The organism is Mesorhizobium sp. ESP7-2, from assembly GCF_020164715.1.
Classification (GTDB): Bacteria; Pseudomonadota; Alphaproteobacteria; order Rhizobiales; family Rhizobiaceae; genus Mesorhizobium.
Genome location: NZ_JAIUGQ010000061.1, coordinates 1 through 25,670 on the forward strand (window position 1 = coordinate 1; position 25,670 = coordinate 25,670).

Sequence of the window (25,670 nt, forward strand, 5' to 3'; positions counted from 1 at the left end):
CTGTAGCCCGCGGGTTCCTGCATGAGAGGCTTTCGTACGCCTGACGGCACCCGAAACCCTTCCCAATGTCGGCCGTTGAAGTTGAGCATGCCACCGCCCAATTGCGGACGTTGCCGGCGACCAAGAGGCAATTTGTAAACAAAGTTGCCGCGAGACTCGGACCGACCGGAACCGCTGGCCCCCTCGACAATACTTTCGATAGGTCTAATGTTGCGAGTGAGACACGGAAGTCTCCGCGCCGCTTTCGGCAGCGTCACCGACACTGCCGCGTGAGAGCGAGCGAGGCGCGCAGTGTGATGCTATCAAGCGTGGGGGCGCGGTCATGGACCGGAAGCTAGCTGCAATTCTTGCCGCGGACGTCGTCGGCTACTCCGCACTGATGGAGCAGGACGAACAGGGCACGTTCGAGCGCCTGAGGGCCGGCCGCAAGGAACTATTCGAACCCGAAGTTGCCGGCCACCATGGGCACATCTTCAAGCTCATGGGCGACGGTCTTCTGGCAGAGTTCTCTAGCGTCATGGACGCCGTCGAATGCGCCGTGGCGCTTCAGGGAGGCCTCGCAGAGCGCAATGCGGCCGTTCCCGAGGATCAGCGCTTCCAGGTGCGGATCGGCATCAATCTCGGCGAGGTGATCGTCGAAGGCGACGATCGCTACGGCGAAGGGGTCAACATAGCGGCACGCCTTGAGCAGATCGCGGAGCCTGGCGGCATCTATGTGTCCGGCAAGGTGGCCAAGGAGGTAGAGAAGAAGCTTGCCTTCGCTTTCGAGGCCATGGGCGAGCAGCGTGTTAAGAACATCGCAGAGCCCGTGGCGGTCTACCGGGTGAATCTTCATGGACAGCCACGGCGCCGCTTACTCAAAGCTCGTCGTTTGCGCCGTGGACGGCTTGTGCCGGCAGGATTGGTGCTTCTCGTGATGGTAGCTGCCAGTGCCGCACTCGGCATCCAAGGCTGTTGGAAATCATCGGGCGCGGCTGTTGATCAGGCCTCGATTGCCGTCCTGCCGTTCGAGAGCCTCGGTGATGATCCCAAATGGGAGCGGATCGCTGACGGGATTACGGAGGACATAGTCACCAACCTGTCCCAAGCGGACCAAGTTCTCGTCATCGCACGCCACTCAACCAAGGTTTACAAGGGCAAGGCTGTCGACGTCCGCCAAGTCGGCGCCGATCTGGGCGTGAGGTATGTTCTTACGGGCAGCCTGCAGGCGAACGACGGTCGCGTTAGCATCAGGACACAGCTTGTCGACACGGCCACAGGCGCCGACGTCTGGTCCGACCGCTACGATCGATCCGACGAAGACATCTTCGCGGTGGAGAGCGACGTCACCGCGAAGATCGCAAATAGCTTGGCGTCAACCAGCGGTGCGTTTCGTAGATCACAATTGAAACTCGCCCAGCACAAGGCACCCAACAGTTTGACGGCATATGACACCTATTTGATGGCTGACGCGGTGGCCCTCACTCCGGTCGGCGGTGTCACCAAAGATGGGTTGATTGAAGGAGAGAAGCTATTCCAAAAAGCCATAGAGCTCGATCCGCACATGTCGCGGGCCTATGTTGGCTTGGCCTACGTTTATTACCTGATGGGTGGCAAAGGTTTTTCTGATTTTCATGAGGCAAGTTCAAAGATGATGGAGGCCGCCCAAAAAGCGGTGGAGCTCGATCCGAACAATAATCTGGCCCATGCAGCTCTCGGCCAAGCCCTCAACACGCGTGGTGAGGGAGCGCAAGCCCTTGCCGAGTTTAACAAGGCGGAAACCCTTGGGCCAAACGACGCCGATACTCTTATGACGATTGCCACGAGCATTCCTGGACTCGCCGAGGGAGAATCTGCACGAGCAGTGCAACTCGCAGAACGAGCTATTTTGCTGAATCCATACTACCCTGACTGGTACAATTATAGTCTTTACGTTGCATACTTCTATGGCGAGCAGTTCGACAAGGCACTTAAATATGTAAAACTTATGAAGGGCGCCGGACCAATTGAGAGGGTTTATCTTGCCATGATATATGGTTACATCAACCAGCCGGACGAGGCGAAGAAAGCTGCTGCGGAGGTGCTCAAAAATGACCCCGGATGGACCGCGGAGAAGTTTCTCACCTTTCTTGGCGGGTTCGCCATGGAGCGCGAGACCGAGCTGCTTGCAGAAGGTGCACGAAAGGCGGGACTTGCGGCCTGCGCAACCGCCGCGGAGCTCAAAGACAACCCCAACATGATCCACGTGAAATCGTGTAACGGAGAGCGCGCCAAGGCGGCATCGGGCTGATGGAGCGCGTGGTGCGAATGGAAGCCGCTCCGCACAAAGCGCGAGCGGGCGCCGCCGGTCCGGGTTTGAGGCAGGTCGAACGGGCAGAGCGGGCGCAAAAACGTCAGCGCTAATGTTGAACTCGAGGTCGGCTTTCCAGTCTCCCCGTCCGGGAAGCCGCCCTTCGGCTTTCGTGAAGAGTTTCGGGCGCCGGCAGGCGTACGAAAGTCCCCGAGGAAGGAACCCGCGGGCCACAGGTCGATGTCTATGGGGATTTCGGATTTCGGCTGATGTCGGCGGTGGCGCGACCGCAACCGGGAAGCGTCGGGTTTGATGCGGACGGACAGCTTCGTTGCCTCGCCGCACGGCCTTGAAGGCTCCGCGCGCAGTCGGACGCTGCCCTTTCGGCGTCGATGATCACCATGGACGCACCTGGATCCGTTGCCGGAGGCTGGACGCCTGCGGCCGAACGCTCGACCATGCCATGCCGGGTCATGGAGCGGTCTCCCGGTTCGTCGCCGTTGCGTTCGGCGGCCCGCGCGGCTGCCTCCAGCGTTCGAACACCTCGATGACGATCATGCGCCCGCCACAGCAGGGGCATGCCGGGCGGAAGTCGCCCGGTTCATCCGGGGTGTCGTCGTCGGATGGCCCGGCGACGTCCAGGAGCTCGCGGGATCGCAGGCCGCGACTTAGCCGCCCATTATTTCTTCTTGGCGGGTCCGCCAATAACTGTAATGGTGCTCGGGCCGAATAGGCGTCTACTCGCTGTCCCACCTGTAGCAATTTACATCGCACTTTTCTTGGCGATCGAAAAGTTCGCGCCGTCTCGGACCTTGATTTTCCTGCCAGACTGGTTCGCGACGATGAGCCTCGTCTTTTGCGTCGTGACGGCAGCGATGGTCAATTTTCTCGCCGCGGTCTACGCGTTTCAACGCGCCGAAACGGCTGAGAACGCTCTGGACTTGGAGCATCAACGCTCAGAGCGCCTGCTTAACAGTCTGGTTCCCGCGGCGATTGCATCGCGACTCAAGGAACGACCGAAAGAGATCATATCGGATGATCTGCCGTCGGTTACCATTCTTTTCGCTGATCTCGTTGCGTTCACCCCGCGCGCCGCGATCCTGCCTGCGAGCGAACTTGTTTCACTGCTTAATCGAGTCTTTTCTGAGTTCGATCTTCTGACGGAGAAACATGGACTCGAAACAATCAAGACCATTGGCGACGCTTACATGGTTGCCGGTGGCGTCCCAGTGCCGCAGTCGGATCATGCCACTGCGGTGGCTGACATGGCCCTAGAGATGCTTGTTCTGCTACGTAGGCTATCGGACGAGATCGGACAGGAACTGGTCGTTCGGATCGGAATTGATAGCGGGCCGATCGTTGCCGGTGTGATTGGTAGCCGCAAACCGCTTTACGACGTGTGGGGGGACACGGTGAATACAGCGGCTCGTATGGAATCACATGGCGTTCCAGGACAAATTCAGGTCACCTCGCGGGCAAAGGAAGCGATCGGCCCGCTCTACATCTTCGAGGAGCGTGGTTTGATTGACGTGAAAGGCAAGGGTAGAATGCTGGTCTATCTACTGAAAGGGCATCGTTGCATCAAAGCGCGCTAACTCTGTTTCAGAGACGGTGTGTCCGCGCCCGCGGCGCTGGACGCCGTACCACAATGCTAATGAAGCACCGTCGGCAAGGCCGAGACCGAATGAGGCGTAGAGGCTATCTCTTGTTTTCTTACTTTGTCATCATCAGTTCGAAGTAGATGGCATGCGGCTCACGGGCTCCTCAATATCGCCGCTTTACCCCGCCGCCGGCCGGGCCGACAGCGTTCTATCAAAGTTATCGCTAAACAATCTCGCCAGTCATTTGGCTCCTGCACGCGGCCTGAATCCGGTTGCGAGGAGATCCCCGCGAACGAGGCGGATCGGACGGAATAAGTTTCGGCAACCCGCCTTTCGGCAGGCGTACTTTTCCTGGCTTGGGCAAGGCCGATATAGGTGGGCACGAAATGCCTAAGTGGGGAAGGAATTGGGTCAGGCAGATACCGACCTGAAGGTCCGCTCTTTAACATACGAGTCCCGAAGCTGTCCGTCTGCAGTCGGCCCCAAATCGGGTCAATCTCGGCGACACCGGCCCGCTCCCTTTGCGCCGAGCCTGTTCTATGGTTGCCCGAGAGACTGCACCTCCCCCGCTTCGCACCCCGGCAGCCTCACAGGTTTGGCGAGTTTCGCCAGCACTTCGGGCCTGGCGCACGCCGGGAAGCCGGCTAGCGACATTGTTTCAATGAACCGACTGCGCTCCATTGTGCTCAAGCCGGGTTCATTGATGATACTCTCGACGGTCAGGTCCGGTTGCTGCTTAAGAGTTTCCCTAACCGAAGCATTCGCCTCTTCGGTTCGATCCAGTGCCGCGAGGGCGCTGCTACGCACCACCCAATTCCACTTTTGGTAGTTGTTAGGCGCCATGCGCTCCAGCATCTTCAACGCGTCCTCATACCGGCCGGCCATAAAATAGGCACCGGAAAAGAAGTTGGACGTCCACATCGGATAGTTCGGGTCGAGCCGCTTTACTTGATCGACCATCTGAGCGCCGCGTTCGGGTTCACCGAAGCGGGCTGCAAAGCCGGAATAGAAAGTCAGAATTTCAGACGAACCGGGAGCAAGACGAAGGGCCGTATCCAGCTCAGCCTTGGCACGGACGATGTCGCCCTTATCGGCAAGACTCATACCAAACACCGCGTGTGCTTCAGCGTCGCTCGGGTCAAGCTGCACCGCGCGTTCGGCCACAGCGGCAGCCGCCTTGTAATTGCTCTCGGGATTGACACCAAAGACAGCCAAGAGATCATAAGCGTGATAAAGCTCTACCCAGGCGCGAGCCAGCCCGGGGTCCAGCTCGACGGCGTGGTTGAGAAGCGAGATGGCCTCCTCCTCATCGGCCTTTGTGAGCTTTTCAATCTCCTCGGTCCCGAGCAGATAGAAATCATAGGCATTCAGGTTTTCAGGTCGTTTACGTTTGGCCGCGGCCCGCCCGGCCGCCTGAATCAACCCTACACCGCCGCCCAGACGGTTGGTGACTTGCTCTGCAATCTCGGTCTGGACGGCGAACACGTCCTCAGCGGGCCGGTCCCAACGATCCGACCAAAGATGGTTGCCGGTTTTTGCATCGATCAACTGCGCGGTGATCCGCACTCGCCCATTTTGCCGCTGGATAGAGCCTTCAAGTACGAAGCCGACGTGGAGCGCACTTGCGACCAGGCGGGCATCCGCCGGCTTGCCCTTGTAAACTTCCGTCGAATTCCGGGCCACGACCTCAAGTTCGGGAAACCGCGCGAGGTCGGTGATGATATCCTCAGTCAAGCCATCGGCCAAACGCCCAGTGGCCTCGTCGCCGCCATAATTATTGAAGGGCAGCACCGCGACCGACGGCTTGGCCCCCAGCAGTGCAGGCTGAAAGAACCACCAGGTCCCTCCACCCGCCAGAGCCAGCACCACGATGGCCGCCGCAGCCGTCCCGGTCCAGCGCGGAATCATTCCAAGAAGCGGGCGGCGCACCCGTTTGCCGTCGAGTCTCAGCCGGTAGGTTCGCACTGGGCGGCTGATGTTTTTGACCTGCTGCTCGGCGGCGAAATCGAGCGGCCAATCAAGCTTGCCCTGGAGATGATCGTATGCCGTGCCCGACACCATCACGCCGCCCGGCTCGGCCAACTGCTCCAGCCGAGCTGCCACGTTGACGCCGTCGCCATAGACATCGCCCTCTACCAGCGCCACATCGCCCAGATTGATCCCAATGCGAAACACGATCCGCTCTGCCGCCAGCAGCCCCGCATTACGCTTCGCAGCTGCTTGCTGGATCTCCGCGGCACATACTACCGCGTCAACCACGCTGTCGAAGGCGACGAGCGCACCGTCGCCGATCAGCTTGACGATGCGGCCATGATGACGGGCTATCGCGGGATCGGTCAGCTCGGCGCGAATGGCCCTCAGCCGCGCGATGGTCCCGGCCTCGTCGGCTTCCATCGCGCTTGAGTAGCCGACCACATCGGCGGCCAGGATCGCCAACAGCTTACGGTTGAGCGGAGGGACAGGCATGATCGCGCCACTTCGAAGGTATGGCGGAGAACCGTACACCCATCGAAGTGCTGGGGCCACCATGCCGCCTTCGCATCCATTAAGCGGACGCGACGCCAGTCCGCTGTTCGGCAATTAGTAACGGGCTGAACGTCCTCTATCAGACGCCAAGAGCCGCCATTCCGCTGTCGTGAAGAGTATCGGGCGCCGACAAGCCTACTAACGTCCCCGAGGAAGGAACCCGCGGGCCATAGGTCGATGACTATCGAGATTTCGATGTGTGGCTGGCGTCGGGAAGTGGACTTGCCGCTGCGACACACCAGCGACGAGTAGGTATGTAGGATGCTCGACATTGAAGCGACCGCCGCAGGGCTAGTGGATCTCTTCGGCGCCGGCCAATCGGTGGCGTTGTTGACCACCACCAATTCAGCGGCGGCTAGTTCAGTCCCGGAACTGGACATCCCGTTCGCATTGGATGAAGCTGGACCTCGTCGGCACAACACGAGTTTGGAGCGACTCGCCACACAACAATGGAGAATTGCTATGTCAACAAGGCTGTGCAACCGCCACGGAGTGCCGATCGCCTCTCCGATGGTCGAAGAGTTTGCTGCCGGCCTCGCCGGAAAGATGATCCAGCCCGCGGATCCCGACTACGATACGGCGCGCCAAATCTGGAATGCGGCGATCGACCGCCACCCGGGGCTGATCGTGCGCTGCCTCGGTGTGGCCGACGTGATCCAGGCGGTGAGATTCGCCCGCGCGAACGACCTTCTCGTAGCAGTGCGCGGTGGTGGCCACAACGTTGCGGGACGGGCGCTCTGCGACGACGGTATCGTCATCGACCTGTCGGCCATGCGGGGGGTGCTGGTGGATGCCCGAACGCGAACGGTTCAGGTGCAGGGCGGAGCGATGCTCGGCGATCTAGATCGGGAGACCCATTTGCACGGACTGGCGGTGCCCACGGGCGTCGTCTCGAAGACCGGCGTCGCCGGGCTGACACTCGGTGGCGGCGTCGGCTGGCTGGTTCGAAAGCATGGTCTGAGCTGTGACAACGTCATTTCGTTCGAGGTTGTCACGGCAGCAGGCGATCTCGTTTCGGCTAGTGCAGAAGAGAATTCGGATCTCTTCTGGGCGCTTCGAGGGGGTGGCGGCAACTTCGGCATCGTGACATGCTTCCGCTTTCGGGCCCAGCCGATTTCTATGGTTCTCGGCGGGCTGATCGCGCATCCCCGCGAGCGGGCCGGCGAGATGCTGCGCTTCTACCGCGACTTCATGGCGACGGCGCCTGAGGAACTAACCGCCTATGCAGCCATGGTAACGACCCCGGACGGGATGCCGGCTGTAGCCATGATCGGCTGCTGGTGCGGTGACATGGCCGAGGGAGAGCGCGTACTGGCGCCGCTGCGCGCCTATGGGCCACCAGCCCTCGACGCAATCCAGCCGATGCCTTTCCCTGCGATGCAGGGCCTACTCAACATGGCCTTCCCGGACCGTTCCCACAACTACTGGAAGGCGAGTTTCGTGCCCAAGCTGACCGATGAGGTCATTGATCTTTTGGTGGAGCACGGTAACCGCATGCAATCAGCCCTCTCGGGAGTGGTAGTCGAATTCTATGGCGGTGCGCCCGGTCGGGTGAGCGCTTCTGAGTCCGCCTTCACCCAGCGCCAGGCCGAATACAACATCGGCATCACTGCGCAATGGTCCAATCCGGCCGAAAGCGCCAAGCATATTGCTTGGGCGAGGGCGATGTACGAAGCGCTGGAGCCTTACTCGAATGGCAATCATTTCCTGAACTTTCAGAGCGAAGCAGGCGACGATGTGATCAGAAGGTCGTTCGGCAAAAACTATGATCGGCTCGCCGAGGTGAAGCGGAAATATGATCCAACGAATTTCTTTAGCTTAAACCAGAATATTAAGGCCGCCGCAGCCTGAGCCAGCGCTCGATGAGGTGTGAGGTAGTATCTGGCTGATATCCGCCTGGTCGGATCACGTAATAGCCTGTTGAGGATGAAGCCTGCAGCTTCAGGATGCTGAAACATCCGCTCTCAGGAAAAGCCAACTCCTTATCTACGAGTTAGATGAGGTCGACACCAGAACCGCAGCTAACCGCAAAACGCCGCGCAACCCGGACCGACCGCTCACGGCCCGAATACGCCGTGCCGTGGTCGATTTTGCGACGGTAGGTGCTGCGCATTTTTGACCTCAGCCAGGGCGGGTTACCCACTCTAGGAAAAGACGCTTGGGACAATCGCTTGCTCCCGCAGCTGTGAGCGAAGTTCAGTCCACGACGGATCAGAAACGAAACTGCTCAGACCGCCACATGCATCAGCGAAAGGCATATCGCCGAAGCGGTCGATGACCTCCCTGGTTTCGCCAATGCTGCCCTGTCGGATTGACTCGAATGGATCCTCATCGCATTCAATGACGCGATGCCCCCAAGCTCCTGGCACATCATCGCTCACGAGAGCGCGTCGAAGGTCCGCATCCATGTCTGCGGTCTCTAGAGCCCGACAAATGACATAGCGCATCAGGGGATAGTAGACCGGCTGGTGACTGCCTCCGAGCGCGCGCACGCCGGGCAGGATCGACAGGACCAGAAACATAAGGAGCAGGTTCGGAACAAGGCTGCGGTTCGTCAGCCGCTCGATGATATCGGGAGCCGCGAAGCGAGCTACCTTCGTTCTGGCCGCCAGATTGATGAGTTCTCCACCCACCATGCGCAGCGGCAGGCGCTTTCCGTTTTCATAGTACCAAAAGAAATCGGTACCGCGGGCTAGCCAGCCACCCCAGGGGCCAGCCGCCAGCCTGTCGATCTCGTCAAGGATATTCAAAGCCAGCTTTGGGCTTTCCAGCAACCTCGTACGCAGCCAGGAGCCCTCGTCTGACAGGTGGTCCGCCACCAGGTCGGCAACATCCTCATCGTCGATTTGCAGGAAGGCAAAGCTCTCTCCGAACAGTTTTGGCCAGAGGATGCGATTGGCTGCCTTGATGGCATGCGCAGGCCGCTCGAACTGCGTCTTCGGCAGAAGACTGCGAAGCAGGGCGAGGGCATCTCCCTCGGCATTTGGCTCCGCTGGCACCAGCTCGAACCGGTATGATCCAGGCCCGGTCAGAAGGCCGTATCCGATCATCCGGCTTCGGCTGAGACCGAAGACGTTGACCGGCTTCCCGTCAAGCTTGATCCAGCCTGGCCCCTTGCGGGGCTTTTCAACGAGACTCACCGTTGAAACGGCATAGGAAACGTAGCTCGAGCAGCCATGCGCCGAGAGGCCAAGCAGGCTGAAGATGTGGGTGTAGTAGGCCTCTGGCTCCATGAGGAGAAACAAATGCGGGCCGGTCTGCAACACGCGGCGTTGCTCTAGATCTTTGCATATTTGGGAGACGGCGTTGATCGGCAATCCGTTTCGCTTTCCCGCATTCCTGATCGTGTCGACCAGCTTGGCAAGCGCGCGGCTGCGAATTTCGGGTTCCAATTTCTGGGTAGGCGCTTCGAACAAGCGGGACGCATAATCGCGAAGCGGGCGGCAATGATAGGAGCGCGTCCAAGGATAGAGCGTCGCCAGAGAGTCCAGCACCGCCTGCTTGGCGTCTGTGTCGGTCGCTAGCTCATCCACCTCACGGTTCATCCTTTCGCTGCGCGATGCCGATGCTCAATGCAGGAATGCTGATCAGGAGCACCACCCCGAATCCGAAGAAGATCGTCGAAGGAAATACACTCTCGCCCATAGCGCCAGCGATGCTGAATATGACCAGTCCCAGCGCGACAGCGAGACTGTGCATGACGCCCTTGGCCCTGCCCAATGCATTGTCAGGCATACGCGACTGCAGTGTGACCTCGATGCTCACCCGGCCCAGATTGTAGAGAAACCCAAGCGTGGCGAAGACGATCAATGTCCAGGGCGCGCGCGCAGTGATCAACGACATCAACGCGAGCGCCGTTGAGGCCAAAAGCATGAGGTGCAGTATAGGACCACTTATCGCTCGTGTCAGCCTGACGAGAACAGCCGCCCCAATAACCGAACCAGCCGACCACGCGGCCTCAAGGTAGCCGAAATCGGCGGCGGTGCCTTGCTGCTCTTCGAAGACGAAGCTTGATCCCATCACCGTGACCAGCACCGCGCCTCCATAGAAAAGGGCATAGGCGGCAAACAGATCGAGGAGATGCTTGTCGATGTTCGGTGCCAGGCCTTTGGCTGTTCTGACACCTTGCGGGAGGCGGCCTGGCCGCATCCAGGACAGTGAGACGGCTGAAACGAGGAACAACAGGGCGAGCACCATGAACGTCAGGGCAGGGGAGCGCCCACCCAGTAGTGATCCGGCTAGCAACGCTGCGCCGAGGCTGCCTAACTGCATGATGAAGAAGATGATGGAATTCGTTGCCGCAAGTTCGGCGCCTCCCGTCACGAGCGGGATCATCGCTTGCGAAGCGATCAGAGCGACACGATCGCAAATCGAAAAGAGCGCCGCTGACAGGCAGAGCGTTAAAAAGGCGTCCCGGTAGAGAAGCGTGCAAGCCGTGGCGAGCAAGATGGCAACGCGACCGAGGTCGGCCGTGATGTTCAATCGCTGTCGGTCAAACCGGTCCGCTGCCAGGCCGGCTAGAGGGCTTGCAACGAATTCGACGACACTGACGGTCGCAAGCAGTATCGCCACGCCGGCGCTTCCGCAGCCTGCTGCGACAACAGTCCAGGCGGATGCGATGTAATACCCGTTTCGTCCGACTGCCGCCAATAGCGTGCTGGCCATGAATCCAAGCCATAGACGGGACTGGATGCTTGATCTCAGGTCAGCGTGAATTTGAATTGCATTTGACAAGGGCTGCGCATCCAATCGGCGCTTGTCATACCCACTGCCCAGATTGCCGCTTAACAATCACGCTTGTTTTTTCAGTTCGTTGCTGAAATCAGCGGAAGTTTTGAATCAAATCCTGGATCGGCGGCGGTATTCCCTCGGACTAACACCGAATGCCCGCTTAAAGGCGATCGTGAAATGGCTTGAGCTGCCGAACCCGCATTCCAGCGCGATCTCCGTCGCCGACAAGTTGGTCGATCGCAGCATGTCGGCGGACTGGTCCAGTCGACGCCGCGCGATATACGCGTGTGGCGTCATCCCGGTAGATTGCTTGAAAGCCCTGCTGAAATGGAAACGGCTGACACCGACCTCCTTTGCCAGATCGGCGAGGGTGGGTGTCTCGTCCGACGAGGCTTCGATCATTGCGATCGCTCGTTTGAGATCGAAGGCTGACAGCCCGCCTTTCGCCGGCTCGTTATAGTGGCCGTTGCGCCTGACCATCTGAACGAGCAAGTGCATCGCCTGGCTCTCGACCATCGTCACGCTGATCGGATCGGGCTGCCTGAGCTCGATGGCGATCCGCTGCAACGCCATCTCCACCGTGCTGTCCCGAAATCCGATCGAAGCCGGCAGGTCGCCCGAGCGACGGCGCACCATCCCGCCGAAGGCTTCGTCGGCGAACCCTTTTTCAATTGAGACGAGCAGGTAGGCGGCCGTCGGTTCTCCCTCGTCCCACCCCGTCCAATCACTGCCGGCAGGCATATGGATTACCGAGCCAGCCGGCCGTGGCGAGAACGAGATCCGACGCCCGTCGACGAAATCCTCTCCGCGGCTTGCCGCCCCTTTCAGGTTCATCAGGAATATGTGGCCCGGGAACGAAATTGCTGTTTCCTGGCGCTCCAGACCAGTTCTCCTGATCAAGTCTGCTCGTATGTTGCCCCAACTCTCATGTTGGTGTGTAAGCGTCTGGTGCTGTGAACGGCGGATCTTGTTCGGATCGAGGCAAGGGGTGTCCACGGATGGCAGCAGCCTTCTTACTAAGAGTAGCCCGCCCTCCCGTGTTGTGCCTAACCAGAGGTTGCTGGACAAATCACAACTAACTCAGGATTGGCAGAAGATGTGACTTTAGTAAAAAAATGGCAATCGTAGGAAAGCCGCTCGTATTTAGCAGGCCTACCAGTGCCCCGGCCAAGACTCGAATCAATCTGAAACATTAGACCACTCTTAATTGAGTGGAGTTTTCTCATTGATCTCTTGGCATCTCACCAAAGCAACGGTGCGGGAGGAATGCGCGATGCGAGGGCTCAACGATTTTCTGGCCGAGTGCGACCAAGGACCACGGATCAACCAACTAGCAGGGTTTTTTGCGGCAACCGCAGCGGGCAAAAGCGGGATGCCAGTTCGCAAGCCTCAGGCCGACCCCCGCCTTCTGCCCAGCGATGAACTCCTGCGCGATCTCGTTGGCCTGCACGCAGCCCGGCAAGGCTTTTTCGACCAGCACTATCACGGCAGCATTCCCTACAGATTGGAGGAGGAGTGCCGGATGGCCTACGCGGTGCTGAACTATGCTCGGCGGCGTGGATCCGCGCTGTCGCTGTATAGCCTTGGAACAGCCGAAGGCACGATGGCCAGAACCCTGTCAGAATTTTCGGATGGGCAGATTCTTTCGCTGTCCTGCAGCCCGAACCCCGAGAACTACAAATCCTTCATGGCGTATGGCGAACCGGCCCACGCCGAATTCTTCATCGGCCCGTTCCACTGGTTGACCAAGGATGCGCTCGGATCTGATCGGCGGCTGAAGAAATTCACGCGAGGCTTTGACGTCATCCTGGAGGACACAACCTTCCAGATGTACTCGCCCAACAGACCCAAGCAGATCGAGTTCGTAACCCAGCACCTCAAGGAGGGTGGCATCTTCGTCTTCGTCGAAAAATTCAGGGCGGGCGATGAAAGCGACTACCAGCGTCGAGAGTACCAGAAGGACTATGGCTTCAAGGCGAGGTACTTTCCCCCGGACGAAATCGCAAAAAAGAAGACGGACGTCCTCGGGACCATGTTCAACAATGAGGTTACGCTGGCAGAGATGGCGCGCTCCATAGGTGCGCATTTCAGGTATTGCACGATGACGTGGAACAGCGGCAATTTCTGCAGCCTAGCGGCAAGCAACAGCAAGGAAAATCTCGATCTCTACGCCTCACAGATGCCAACGCCGGCCATTCCGCATGAATATGTCTACGAGACCAGCGTATCTGACGCCGCGACGATCGCCATGACGGACAGTCCGGTGTGACGGAGCCAATGGGGTGCCAGCTGCGCCGAGGCCCATGCAGCCAGGTGAGACTGTTGATACAGCTGAGTGCCGCCCGTCCGCAAAACGGATCCGATCGCATTGCGGTGAGACAGACGCCTACCGAGGGGATAGGTCACGAAGCTCTAGCGAGATGACGCGGAACGGGAACGCTATCCAGTTGCTGACCTACGCTTTTGCGGCCGTGGATCACGGCAGCATGCGTCAGGCCGCAAGAGCGCTGAGGGTCCAGGAATCCTCGGTCAGCCGCAACGTCGTCAAACTCGAACAGCAGCTCGACATCCAGCTGTTCGAGCGCGATGTGCGCGGCGTTCGCTTGACTAAAACAGGCCGCGCCTGGATCGAAATCGTGCGGGCTCACTACGACGGCCTGCTCGATGCTTTCGCCGAGCGTGTGCGCGATAACAAGGATGCCAAGACACTCAGGATTGGGCTGTGCTGCGTGACAGGAGGAGAATTCCTCAAACGCCTCATCGAGCGTTTCGGCAAGCTATACCCGGACGTAAGGCTGACCATTGAAGATGTCCCATCGGGCCAGCGCCTTTCTGCAATACGCCGCAGGCGCTTCGACCTTGTGTTCACACATCACATTGGCACCGCCAAATTCTGCAGCAGCGAAGTGTTCTGGCAAGAGCGCCTCTTCGTGCTCCTGCCGTCCTGTCATTCTCTTGTCGAGAGGCCAGTGCTCAGATGGTCCGACCTCGCGGACATGCCTCTGCTCGTCCCGTACGGGCTGGAAGGGCCGCCGTCGGACCTGTGCCTGCTCGAACGCATTGCGGCCGGTGGCGGGCCGGCCATTCATACGTGTCGCGCGAACCAAGCGACCGTCATTTTCCAGGTGCAGCTCGGGCAAGGCATCACTTTGGCAGAGGCGAGCTATGCCAGGACAATTGCCATCGATTCCGCCCGGTGGAAGCCTCTGAGTGGGAAAAACAGCGTTAGGACGTAGTGACGATTTAACGGGTTGGGATTCCCAAGGAAGGGCAAATCAGATTCAACGCTGATTTTTGGAGGTCAGCGATGGACTGCGATGCGCTTCGAGACGATCAGTGGGAACGGATCAAGGGCTTTGTGCCTGGCGGTACGAAGGGCAAGCGCGGCCCGCGCACCGACAACCGGAAGTTCCTCGATGCCCTGCTGTGGATGGCCCGCTCGGGTGGGCGCTGGCGTGATCTACCCGAGCGGCTCGGCGACTATCGATCCGTGAAGCGGCGCTACTATCGCTGGATCGAAATGGGCGTTCTCGACGAGATGCTTATGGTTCTTGCGCGCGAAGCCGATCTGGAATGGCTGATGATCGACTCGACCATTGTGCGCGCTCATCAGCACGCCGCCGGTGCGCGCCGGTCAAAAGGGGGGCGGATGCCCAAGGTCTGGGCCGGTCTCGCGGCGGCCTGAGCACCAAAATCCATGCGGCAGGCGATGCTCTTGGGTTACCGGTTCGCCTGATCGCAAGCCCAGGGCAGCGTAATGACATCGCCTTCGCGCATGATCTCGTCGACGGCTTCGAGACCGGCGCAGCGATCGCCGACAAGGGCTATGACGCCGACCATTTGCTTGAAAAGATCGCAGAAATAGGCGCCGAGGTCGTCATCCCGCCCAAGCGCAATCGAAAGCATCAGCGTCCCTACGACGCTGATCTCTACAAGGAGCGCAACATCATCGAGCGTTTCTTCAACAAACTCAAACAGTTCCGCCGCGTCGCAACTCGATACGACAAGCTGCTCGCCAACTTCATGGGCTTTGTCAAACTTGCAGCTATCGCCATCTGGCTCAGGTAGTTAAATCGTCACTACGCCCTAGGACTTAACGTCTCCTTTCCAACTCTAGCCATGTCGCAAATGATCAAGGTCGGGCGTGGCAGGCCTCTGGCGGGTGCCAGTTAGAACCACGCATCAACGTTTCTCGATCTTGACGACACCTGGCAAATGACGGTGAACTACGTCGAGGGGCGTGACGGACCGCCGCACGGAGCCGACGATTCACAGATGACAAACGGCAAGCGCCTCTGCCTCAACATGATCGTCAAGAACGAGATGGCGAACCTGCAACGCTGTCTCGGGGCGGTCGTCGACCACATCGACTGCTGGGTCATCGGCGATACCGGCTCGACCGATGGGACCCAGGATTTCATCAAATCGTTCTTCGCTGCCCGCAACCTGCCGGGCGAGTTGCACGAATTCCCATTCCACAATTTCGAGCAGGCGCGCAACGCAGCGCTCGATCATGCCTATGCCTCGCCACTCGCTTACGACTATCTGTTGTTTGACGACGCCGACATGGAACTGGTGGTCGAGGACGCGGGCTTCCGCGAGCAGCTCGACAGCTCGGGCTACCGGCTTCTGCAACGCTCGGATTCCGGCCTGGCCTATTGGAACACGCGCCTGGTCAGGCGTGACGCTGGCGCACGCTACCACGGCGTGACCCACGAATATCTCGACGTGCCCGAGGGCGTGCAGGAACTGCGTGGCGCCTGGTACAAGGACCACGCCAGCGGATCGAACCGGGTCGACAAGTTCGAACGTGATGCGAAGCTTTTGCTGGAGGCCCTCGAGAAGGATCCGGAAAATCAACGCTACTGGTTCTACTTGGCGCAATCCTATCGCGACGCCGGGCGGACGGCGGAGGCCGCGGTGGCCTACGCCAAACGCGCCGCCATGGGCGGTTGGGACGAGGAAGCGTGGAACGCCCGTCTGCAGGGGGCTCGCTGCCTGCGAAAGCTCGGCGACGAGCCTGGCTTCATCGGCGAGGCTCTTGCCGCCTTCAATCAACGGCCGCAACGTGCCGAGCCGCTCTACGATCTGGCCAGGTTCTACCGCGACAAGGGCATGAACGATGCGAGTGTGCTGTTTGCCGAAGCGGGGCTGGCGATCAAGCGACCCGAACAGGACATCCTGTTTCTCGAGGACTACGTCTACACCACAGGCCTGCTGGAAGAGTTTGCGATCGCCGCGAACTATTCGCGCGATCCTGAACGAAAGGACCGCGGTTTCGCGGCCTGCAACTGGCTGGCGCTGAATCGAGAGATCGGCGACGGGCCAAGGGACCTGGCGTGGTCCAACCTGTACTTTTATGTCCAGCCCGCCAAGACAATGATGCCGTCCTTCAGCGCGCGCCCAGTTGGCTTCACGGCGCCCGATGGCTATCGGCCATCAAACCCGTCAGTGGCTCGATTGGGCGACCAGATTGTGCTCTTGCAGCGGACGGTTAACTACACGCTGGCCGAAGACAACCTCCAATACGACACGCCGGGCGGAGCGCCTGTTCACACGCGCAATTTCCTGCTCCGGTTGAATGATGAATTCGCCGTCCAGTCCGCACGCGAGGTTTTGCCGCCGGTTGATATGCCGGAGCCCGCTTACGACCGGGTTCTCGGATTTGAGGACATGCGTCCGTTCGCCTGGCGCGATGCGCTGTGGGGTGTCTCGTGTGTGCGCGAACTGACACCGGAGGGTTGGTGCGAGCAGGTCGTCGCGCGCATCGACGAGAAAGATTCCTGCCGGCTGACCGACTGGCGCCCGCTCCATCCGGCAGGACCGCGGGTGCACGAGAAGAACTGGATGCCACAAGTCAAGCCCGCCACGGCGGGGGGAGCCGCAGAGAAGCTGCAATTCATCTACCTCTGCGACCCCACCCGGATCGTGGACGAGCGAGGCACGATCGTCAGCGAGATACCTCCCGCGATTGCCGCCCAACGGTTCAGGGGCGGGACCCAGCTGATCGCCTTCGCCGGCGGGTGGCTCGCCTTGATTCATGAAGTGCAGGCGCCGGCTGCGGGGAAGCGGCGTTATTACCTGCATCGGTTCGTCTGGTTCGACGAAGCCAACGCCTTGCGAAAGGTAAGTCGCCCGTTCTTCTTCGACAAAAAAGGCGTTGAATTCGCTGCCGGGCTGGCCTGGCACCCGGACCAGACGCGTCTGCTGATTTCCTACAGCGTCACCGACAGTGAGTCCTGGATCGCGACCGTCGAGGAGGCGGAGGTGAAATCGCTGTTGCTAGATGTGGATAGCCTGCCATCGGGCGCGGCTGATACAGCGTCCCGGTTGACGCTGGCCTTGGGACATGGCGCGGCGGAAGCAGGGATCAAGCCTGACCGCCCTAACCATCGAGCCATGGGTGACGCAAGCCGGGGGCCATCGCAAGGCAAGGACTTTGGGGCCGGCGGCAAGAAATCGACAGACGATATCTTTCATGAGTTCGCACCCTTCCTGCGCGATGTCGATTCTCCGCTGGAGCGGCGGGAACGATCGCGCGAGTTCGATGCGCGGATTTCTCCCTTCCTTGTCAACGACGACACCGCGCTTCCGCAAATCAACTGTTTCTACCAGGTGATGTCCGACAAGGCCGAGCATCGTACCCTCATTGCCGCCACGACGTCGATGCGGGCAACGGGCCATCCGGTGCGGGTGTGGAGCTACGCGCCGGAGAAGCTCGCGTTTCTTGTCCCGCATGGGGTCGAAATCCGCAATGCCGACGACGTCATGCCGCGGGCCTTGTTCGAGCGGATCGTCTCCGGCTCCGAGATCAGGTATTTCAGCGATATCTTCCGCTACGCCCTGCTGTACGAGCATGGCGGGCTATGGATGGACAGCGACGTCATCCTGCTGCGGCCCTTCCCCTTCCGCGGCGAGCACTTCTTCAACTTGCAATGGCGCGGATCGCATAAGGGCCACTTCATCTGCGGCAATGTCATCTATGCCAAGCCTTATAGCCATCACCTCAGGGCGTTGTACGAGTTGTCGATCGAGCGCTTCCACACCGCACACGGCAAGGAATTCGGAGACATCGGCCCTAAGCTTCTGTCCGATTACATTGCCTCCGATGCGGGAGCCGGGCTGCGGGAATGGGTGTTCAGCCCGATGTTCTTCAACGCCATCGATTGGACCGAGATCGACCGGTTCGAGAAGCCGATAGCGGAATTGGCCGACTATCTGAACGATGACCGTGTGTTCGGCATCCACCTGTGGACGGCACGCAACGAAGCCCGGCCGGTCGGCGAAGGTACGCCGCTGATCTCGCTGCTGATCAGCCCGTCCGACAGCTTCCCCAGCTTCACAAGTCTCGCCGATCGCTTCAATACCGACAAGAACAGGCGCACAGGCAACCGTCACTGCTATGCGAGGATCTACGATCGCCTGCTGTCGCCCCGGCGCTTGTCAATGCAGCAGCTGATGGAGATCGGCCTATGCCGTGGTTTGGCCGAGGGCAACCAGACCGAAACCCCATCCGTCTCGCTGTGGCAGAGCTATTTTCCGTTCTGCCAGGTGGTCGGTGTCGACCTGACGGACTTTTCGCAGCTCAACAATGGACGGTTCAAGTCGTTTGTCGGGGACCAATCCAAACTGGACGATCTGCGCCGCGTCGCTGCAAAGCTCGAACCGGGATCGTTCGACGTGATCATCGACGACGGCAGCCACGCTTCGTTCGATGAGCAGTTGACGCTCCGAGAGTTCTTCCCGCTGGTCGCCAAGGACGGCTGGTATTTTCTCGAAGACCTCGACTGGCAGCCGCCGGGTGAGGACCTCGGCAAGATCACGCTGACAAAGACCCTGTTGCGCGAAATCAAGGAGTACGGCACGGCCCGCTCGGTCGATCCGCTGGGTGTGAGCGCCCTTGCCGATCAGTTCGCCGAAATACTGTTCTTCGACAGCCACTATGAGTTGAACCGGGCCAAATTGCTCGGTGGCCTGGTGGCTATCCGCAAGGGCGCTTCGGGCATGTTCACTAGGCAGGGTCTATCACAGCGCGTTGAGTGAGGGTGCTCGATTGAAAGTCGCGGTCTATACTATCGCCTTGAACGAAGCCGCAAACGCGGAGCGGTGGGCCAATTCGGCCGTCGACGCAGACTATCGCATTGTCGCCGACACCGGTAGCACCGATGACACAGTGGAACGGCTGACCAGTATGGGCGTGACCGTACATCGGATCGCAGTTCGCCCATGGCGATTCGACGACGCCCGCAACGCCGCCATGGCACTTATCCCCGCCGACGTGGATGTGTGCTGCACGATGGACATGGACCGGTTTCTCGAGCCCAGTTGGCGGGCGAAGCTCGAGGCGGCTTGGACGCCCGAGACGACTGCCCTCTATTGCCAGACGATTTACAAGGCGAGTGTCGATGACCCGACGCCGCTGCGCAGTTGGCCGGCGAAGAATTTTCATCATCGCTGGGGCTATCGGTTCAATCGACCTGTCCATGAGGCCCTGGTCTTCACCGGAGAGAGGGAAGTCACGGCGAACAGCAGCGACATCATCATGTTCGAAGTGCAGGATCTCACCAAGCCAACGAGGAGCAGCTATCTGCCGCTGATGGAAGTGGCCCACAAGGAAAATCCCGACGACGCGCAGATCTGCTTCTGGCTCGGGCGGGATCTGATGTGGGCCAACCAACCGGAGCGAGCCATTCCGCTGCTTGAGCGCTACCTTGCATTGCCGACAAGCAAGTGGGCGGAAGAGCGCTCCGAGGCGATGCGCTACATTGCGCGCATGATGCCGGAGCAGAGATTGACCTGGCTGGACAAGGCCCGGATGGAAGCGCCCCATCGGCGCGAAATCTGGCTCGACCTGGCCGAGGAGTTCCATGGCAAGGCCGATTGGCTGAATCTGTTCTGGGCTTGCACCAATGGAATCGAGACGACGCGCCGTACCGGGAGCTATCTTGACGACGCTAACTGCTGGGGCTTTCGGCTGTACGATCTCGGTGCGATCGCCTCCTGGCGCCTCAATGTCATGGGCCGGGCGGTGGAGTGGGGGCGAAGAGCGCTTGAACTCGATGCGGGAAACCAGCGCCTCAGGGACAATCTTGATTTTTTCATCCGGATGCAACAAGAGGCACGGGCCGGCGCATGAACGATGGTTCGCTAAGGCCAGCCCGGTTGTTCACGGCGTTCGGCACCGTGCTGTTTGTCGATGCGGCATCAGGCGAACTACGCCATGGTCCGACAGAGAGCAGCCCGGCCAACGTGCTGCTCGAACCATACAAAAATTCGCCAGGACACGTTCGATGGGGGCGCTTGGTCTATACTGCCAGCGGCTCGTCAGAACCCATCGATTGCTATCCTGATATCTGTCTATCCGCTTCACAGTCGCAACACGAAAATCTGTCATCTGGTTCAACAACGCTCGAATTGATCCCTCTCGAACGTGGTCTGCTGACGCTAAAGTCTGGTGGCTTTTTTCTGTCAGCTATACCAGACGGCCGTATGATGCTCAGGGCACCTGTTTGCAGTTCCTGGGAATTGTTCATTGCTTCGGAGAACTGGTGCACTGAAGTCAGCGCTAAAGGCGAATGGCGCGCCGCAGATCATGAATACGATAAGGTCAGAATACAAAACCATATCGTTCGTCCAGATCTAAGAGCAAAGTCGAATAGGCGGCCAGATTTCCCCAAGATGCTCATATATGGGTATACAAAGTGGTCACACGGCAGAATCTATTACGATATCGCATGCCAGCTAAATGAAAGAGGTTTTGTCGTCGATATAATCGATTGGCAGGAGGACAACGCTGTATATTTCGATAGTTTGCGCGATTATTACGATTTGTACCTAACCGCACTCGATGGCGTATCGAGCTTAGTCGACAGCTATAAAATTCCCCTCGATAAGCTAATAGCGATATCGCACCACGAATTCGATATCCGTATGCTGGTCGAAAAGAAGGGGTTAGGCATTTTCGACGAATTTGCAGCTTATGGCGTCGTCAGTGAATCGGTATATTCAGCATCGATTATGCTGGGTATAGCTCGAGCGCCAAAGGTAGCATCGCTCGGAATTGACTATAAGAGTTTTTTCAGCGCTTTGCCGGAAAGGCTGGCGACAGTTGGCTACGCCACATCGATGTCCGTAAAGACTTTCGGCGTTGAGTGGAAACGCGGCGACCTCGCAGAGGCAGCAGTGAACGAGGCCGGCTTGGCATTCAAGGTCGCGGGTTCGACGGCAAACCAGATTTCATTTCATGATATGCCGAATTTCTATCGAAGCGTCGACGCCGTGGTGTCAAGTTCCGTCAATGAATCCGGTCCATTGTCGGTCATGGAGGGGGCGGCCGCCGGACGCCTCGTGATCGGCACGCCTGTAGGCCACTTTCCTAGGAAGGCATATCAAGGCGGCGGGATCCTCGCCCCTATCGAAACGAATAAGTTCAAGGCTTTCACGGCGGCGACCCTGCGCTATTATAGGGACAACCCCGCCGCTTTCGTCGAGAAATGCTTGTCAATTCAAGAAGCGGCGCGCGAGTTCGATTGGGCGTATACGATTGGCGAATGGATCGACCTGATAGAAGAGGCTGGACGATCCATAAAGGGCGACGAAAGCAAAACGCCGCTAGCCGGCCATCGCGACGGGGACCTCTCCCCACTTGAAAAGGGTATTATATGCGATATAGGTTGGCTTTCGACTTATTTGGCAGATGAGCATTATTATCTGATAAGTTTACTCGTAGAAAATTATGGATTCAAGCTGATTGATTCCAAGTCGACAGACTTCTCTAGCGAATCTATTCTAAATTATATCAACTCATTTGACTTCATCATAGTTGCATATCAAGGTCACGTCTACATACCTCTGGAGAGGATTAGTTCATATAAAATTCTTAAAATTGACGACCTAGTCAGCTACGACGAAGGTTACGATAATATTTTGAAGCGGCACATAGCTTTGTCAGATATGATAATAAGTCCTTATGCTTATGAGTTGACGAATTTTTTTGAGCATAAATCTGTGGAATGGGTCCCGTATTCGTCGGCGCTCGAGTCATACGAGGGCTACGAAAGTATTATCTTTAATGACAGCCCAATTAATAAGGTATTACTATCTGGAAGTATTGCGTGGGATCGCCCGTTGCGCAAATTTGCAGCAGAATTGAAGGACGATCGAATTCATAAATTGGACCACCCTGGATACCATCGAAAATACAACAACGAAACCGACGCGATAGTCAAGAAGCGATACTACGAGGAGCTGAATAAATACCTGTGCTGCCTGTGCGATGGTCATACATACCGTTACGTTCACCTAAAGAACTTTGAAATAGCTTCAGTAGGATCTTTACTTCTGGCTGACAGGCTGATTGAAAAGGAGCTCAACGAGCTGGGGTTTGTTGATTTTGAGACGTGCATATTTTGCGACAGATTGGACTTGGTCGAAAGGATCTCTTGGATCCTCGGTGAGGAAAACAGGCAGGCGGTCGACAGGATACGGCGCGCAGGAATGCGGTTGGCAAGACAGCGACATATGACCAAGAGCCGCGCCAAGCAGATAGACGAGTTGGTGAGGGCGATTGAGCTCGATGCTTCGGTCGCGCGTAGGTCGTAAGCCCGAAGCGTCGGCGATCAGCACGAGACATGCATTTTCCAGCACGAGACATGGATTTTCGTGGACAAGGAAGAACCGGCCGGAAGTAGACAGGATCAGGCGCGCTGGAATGCTGCTTGTAAGAGCAGAGAGCGGCGTATGACGCGATATGACATCGTGCGCTGCAGATCAACGATCTGGCTAATTCGTATCTAGCGAGTATCACCGTTGAGGAAAGCGCTCTCTACGAGTTCGCATTCCACGAAGCCGGATTAGGTGTATGGGAGTATCCCCAATACGTCAGTGATCACATGAAATTTACGTCTTGCCCGCTCAGCGAGAGCGGTGACTCGATCTCGCCTCTTCGTAAACAGCGCATCAAACTCAACGGCATCGCCATCGAAATTCGGTACCTGCCTAACCTGCCTAAGTGCGAAGCCGAAATCTCCTAACATGTTAACAATGTCGCCGATTAGCTTCTGCCCTCGATATATCGGCACGAAATGTGTCTCCAGTTCTATGGCCAGACAGGACTCAAGAAGGTGTCCAAAACCAACTAGAACTTCGTATTCAAAACCTTGCACGTCGATTTTTATTACGTCCGGAGAGGGAACCGCCCGCGTGCGGAATAACTCGTCATATCGAACGCACTCGACGTCTCGCGTATCAATCGTACGGAAGATCGGTCCAATGGAATAGTGCTGCAAGATTTCGAAGTTTGGCTCCCTTAAGGATGAGCAGCCCGACGCTGCAGCAATGTTTAGTTTCTGAGTGCCTGCGGCATGAGCCAGCGCCTTTTCTACGACCTGGGCGCCGGGGATGCGGCCAAGAGTTTGCCTGACCAGTGCTGCCTCTGGGGCTATGGGCTCAAACACCACTGGCGTGATCTGATCAGCCTTTAGCATCCACTTAACCTGCAGCCCCTCCTGGCCGCCGACGTCGATCAGCGTGATGCGCTCCTCTACTGGTGTGCGGGACAATTCACTATATGCGTCAAACGTCTCAACCAGCACGCTCATGAGAAAAAATTGCTCGCGTCCACTGCCAGAATAGACAGGCTGGCGGTTATTTGAGCAGCCAATTGACAGTGTCGGATGGCAGCTCAGAAAAGTCACCTCGACATCGAACAAGCCGTCGGAGATTTTGTTGATCGAGACCTTATTACTAATGCCCTCGTTGACTATGGTGCCATCTGAGGAGATTTCTGCGACATCCAGGGAACCATAGTGATGGATGTAGAAATTGGTGGTAGCTGTCCTGCAGAATTTTAGGCGGCATTTCATTCTAACGGTTCTGAAGAGAACGGCTGAATCGTATAGGCGCAAGAGATGCCAGCTGTGCCGACTGGTATCTGAGACAACAAGAGCTCCGTCTTCAAGGCGAACGGACATCTCGTGCGCCACCTGCCAGCTTGAAAGATCATCGCCGCCGTAGGTTCGTGAAAAGATAGCTTCGCCCATTCCGACAACCTCATCCATTTCAGAGCATTCGGCCGTACACATTAGCATGGTATTTTGTTTCCAGATGGCGGACATCAGGAATTGAAGATGCGACGGCGAAATTTCGTTATGCTGTTTGTGCGTTCAGCGGTGCACAGCTTGATTCCGGCTACATTGATCGGCTGGCCCGCTTCGGGAAAGAGCTACGCTGCCACGATGCCACCGACCTCTCCGCCGCCAACACTCCTCACCGCCCCCATCGAACTCGCCGGGGATTGGGGCCACATGCTTCCACGCGCGGCCGAGCAGGTCGTCGAGCGCATGCGGCATGCCTGCCTGGATGGCGTCCGCCTGCTCTCCGACCGCCAGCCCAGCCGCCTGCGCGTCGACGAACACACGTCCGGCACGCCGGCCGTCTGGTTGCATCCGGACGGCAGCAGCATGGCGTGGATCATTGTCGACATCGGCGAGCGGGACTGGTCGAAGCTTGCCTATCAGTTCGGGCACGAGCTCGGCCATGTCACGGCCAACAGCTGGCAGTCCGACGCCAAGCCAGCGCCGCCCTGCCAATGGCTCGAGGAAGCGATGGTCGAGGCGTTCTCGCTGCGCGGGCTGGGGCGCCTGGCGAAAGGCTGGAAGGAGAACCCTCCCTTCGCCGGGGACAACGCGTTCGGCGATGCCATTGCCGAGTATCGTCAGAACATCATCCGGGGCTATACCGCGCTCGCCGACAGCCAGGGGCTGACCCGCGACGCCGCGGCGTGGTTCACTAATCATCGCCGCGAGATCGAAATACCCGGCCTCAATCCATTCGCCCAGGCAATGTCGTTGACCATCCTTGCCGAATACGACCGCGCGCCCGAGTGCGTCGAGGCGCTGGGCGCACTCAACCGTTGGCCCGGCCGCACCGGTGTCCCGATCGATGAGTATCTGAAGCGATGGGAGGCGAGTTGTGCGGAACTGCAAGCCTCGCCCCGACTGCCGGTGCGTCTGCGCGAGCTGTTGCGCATCGCGTGATCAGCCCAAGCCGACGAGTATTGTCACCTGGGATCGTCACGCGCGAAATAAAGTGCGGACCCGTCCGCTCGCAGGATCAAGCCCTCTCGACCGCGCGCGCCAATGGCCACTCCCATTGTGAGCGGAATTTCGCACCCCTTGCACCGCCCATAAGCTGCAGCCAGTCATGCTGGGTCGCGCCGGAAGGTGTTCATCGACACCGTTTGCGGCAGTTGCCATGAATGCGCTGCGTATTGTGATACCTATTCAGAATTTTTGTTCAAAAAAGTAAATAGAAACAAATGCTGCATGTATCGTGTCGATCCCGGCCAACGGCACCATCGGGCTCTCGTTTAAGCCATTGCAGTCGAATCTCTTCGTGCGCACCAGATGTCTAAACGAACCGAAATCCGGCGCCTTGGCCTGGTGTTGAAGGGCAGCTTTGCGCCCGATGCACGAACCCGCTGCGCGGGAGGGCCGCCTCCTTCTGAGATGGCGTGCATGTCATAGGCCTTGAGCGGGTAGAGG

General features: G+C 58.5%; 15 protein-coding genes. 10 read left to right on the forward strand and 5 right to left on the reverse strand.

Annotated features, from left to right (window positions below):
* The first annotated feature begins 322 nt into the window (after window positions 1–322).
* Both LB543_RS31635 and LB543_RS31645 read left to right on the forward strand, forming a co-directional pair.
* On the forward strand, window positions 323–2,269 hold the full coding sequence (locus LB543_RS31635; RefSeq protein ID WP_224617093.1) for an adenylate/guanylate cyclase domain-containing protein: 1,947 nt from the start codon (window positions 323–325) through the stop codon (window positions 2,267–2,269).
* Window positions 2,270–2,892: 623 nt separating this feature from the next.
* Window positions 2,893–3,864, forward strand: a complete 972-nt coding sequence (locus LB543_RS31645) for an adenylate/guanylate cyclase domain-containing protein (protein ID WP_348642658.1) — start codon at window positions 2,893–2,895, stop codon at window positions 3,862–3,864.
* A 543-nt stretch (window positions 3,865–4,407) separates the two neighbouring features.
* On the opposite strand, the gene LB543_RS31650 is transcribed toward LB543_RS31645, so the two are convergent.
* The gene (locus LB543_RS31650) at window positions 4,408–6,336 is read right to left on the reverse strand and encodes an adenylate/guanylate cyclase domain-containing protein (RefSeq protein ID WP_140810079.1); all 1,929 of its coding nucleotides are present in this window, start codon (window positions 6,334–6,336) and stop codon (window positions 4,408–4,410) included.
* Between the two features lie 321 nt (window positions 6,337–6,657).
* Between LB543_RS31650 and LB543_RS31655 the strand changes: the two genes are divergently transcribed.
* A complete protein-coding gene (locus LB543_RS31655; RefSeq protein ID WP_224617094.1) occupies window positions 6,658–8,247 on the forward strand; it encodes an FAD-binding oxidoreductase in 1,590 nt (529 codons plus the stop codon).
* Window positions 8,248–8,540: 293 nt separating this feature from the next.
* On the opposite strand, the gene LB543_RS31660 is transcribed toward LB543_RS31655, so the two are convergent.
* The 3 genes from LB543_RS31660 to LB543_RS31670 form a co-directional block, all read right to left on the reverse strand.
* Window positions 8,541–9,941, reverse strand: coding sequence for a hypothetical protein (locus LB543_RS31660; RefSeq protein WP_140810080.1), 1,401 nt, complete (start codon window positions 9,939–9,941; stop codon window positions 8,541–8,543).
* Complete coding sequence (locus LB543_RS31665) at window positions 9,931–11,061, reverse strand: MFS transporter (RefSeq protein ID WP_140810081.1); 1,131 nt, start codon at window positions 11,059–11,061, stop codon at window positions 9,931–9,933. The genes LB543_RS31660 and LB543_RS31665 overlap by 11 nt, the downstream gene beginning before the upstream one ends.
* 174 nt (window positions 11,062–11,235) lie before the next feature.
* A complete protein-coding gene (locus LB543_RS31670; RefSeq protein ID WP_224617095.1) occupies window positions 11,236–12,027 on the reverse strand; it encodes a helix-turn-helix domain-containing protein in 792 nt (263 codons plus the stop codon).
* A 373-nt stretch (window positions 12,028–12,400) separates the two neighbouring features.
* On the opposite strand from LB543_RS31670, the gene LB543_RS31675 reads away from it, so the two are divergent.
* From LB543_RS31675 to LB543_RS31700, 6 genes are all read left to right on the forward strand, one after another.
* The gene (locus LB543_RS31675) at window positions 12,401–13,396 is read left to right on the forward strand and encodes a class I SAM-dependent methyltransferase (RefSeq protein WP_140810084.1); all 996 of its coding nucleotides are present in this window, start codon (window positions 12,401–12,403) and stop codon (window positions 13,394–13,396) included.
* A gap of 178 nt (window positions 13,397–13,574) precedes the next feature.
* Window positions 13,575–14,363, forward strand: coding sequence for a LysR family transcriptional regulator (locus LB543_RS31680; RefSeq protein ID WP_224617096.1), 789 nt, complete (start codon window positions 13,575–13,577; stop codon window positions 14,361–14,363).
* 71 nt (window positions 14,364–14,434) lie between these two features.
* Window positions 14,435–15,195, forward strand: a protein-coding gene (locus LB543_RS31685; RefSeq protein WP_224617097.1) for an IS5 family transposase whose coding sequence is annotated in 2 segments (ribosomal slippage) — window positions 14,435–14,774 and window positions 14,774–15,195 — 762 coding nt in all. Because the reading frame shifts where the segments join, the coding sequence is not laid out codon by codon here.
* 153 nt (window positions 15,196–15,348) lie between these two features.
* The gene (locus tag LB543_RS34110) at window positions 15,349–19,170 is read left to right on the forward strand and encodes a glycosyltransferase (protein WP_224617098.1); all 3,822 of its coding nucleotides are present in this window, start codon (window positions 15,349–15,351) and stop codon (window positions 19,168–19,170) included.
* 10 nt (window positions 19,171–19,180) lie between these two features.
* Window positions 19,181–20,263 carry a glycosyltransferase gene (locus LB543_RS31695; RefSeq protein WP_224617099.1) on the forward strand — a complete coding sequence of 361 codons (1,083 nt, stop codon included), beginning with the start codon at window positions 19,181–19,183 and terminating at the stop codon, window positions 20,261–20,263.
* On the forward strand, window positions 20,260–22,728 hold the full coding sequence (locus tag LB543_RS31700; RefSeq protein ID WP_224617100.1) for a glycosyltransferase: 2,469 nt from the start codon (window positions 20,260–20,262) through the stop codon (window positions 22,726–22,728). The genes LB543_RS31695 and LB543_RS31700 overlap by 4 nt, the downstream gene beginning before the upstream one ends.
* A gap of 251 nt (window positions 22,729–22,979) precedes the next feature.
* On the opposite strand, the gene LB543_RS31705 is transcribed toward LB543_RS31700, so the two are convergent.
* A complete protein-coding gene (locus tag LB543_RS31705; RefSeq protein WP_224617101.1) occupies window positions 22,980–24,167 on the reverse strand; it encodes an FkbM family methyltransferase in 1,188 nt (395 codons plus the stop codon).
* A 264-nt stretch (window positions 24,168–24,431) separates the two neighbouring features.
* On the opposite strand from LB543_RS31705, the gene LB543_RS31710 reads away from it, so the two are divergent.
* Window positions 24,432–25,163, forward strand: coding sequence for a hypothetical protein (locus tag LB543_RS31710; protein WP_224617102.1), 732 nt, complete (start codon window positions 24,432–24,434; stop codon window positions 25,161–25,163).
* Window positions 25,164–25,670: the final 507 nt, after the last annotated feature.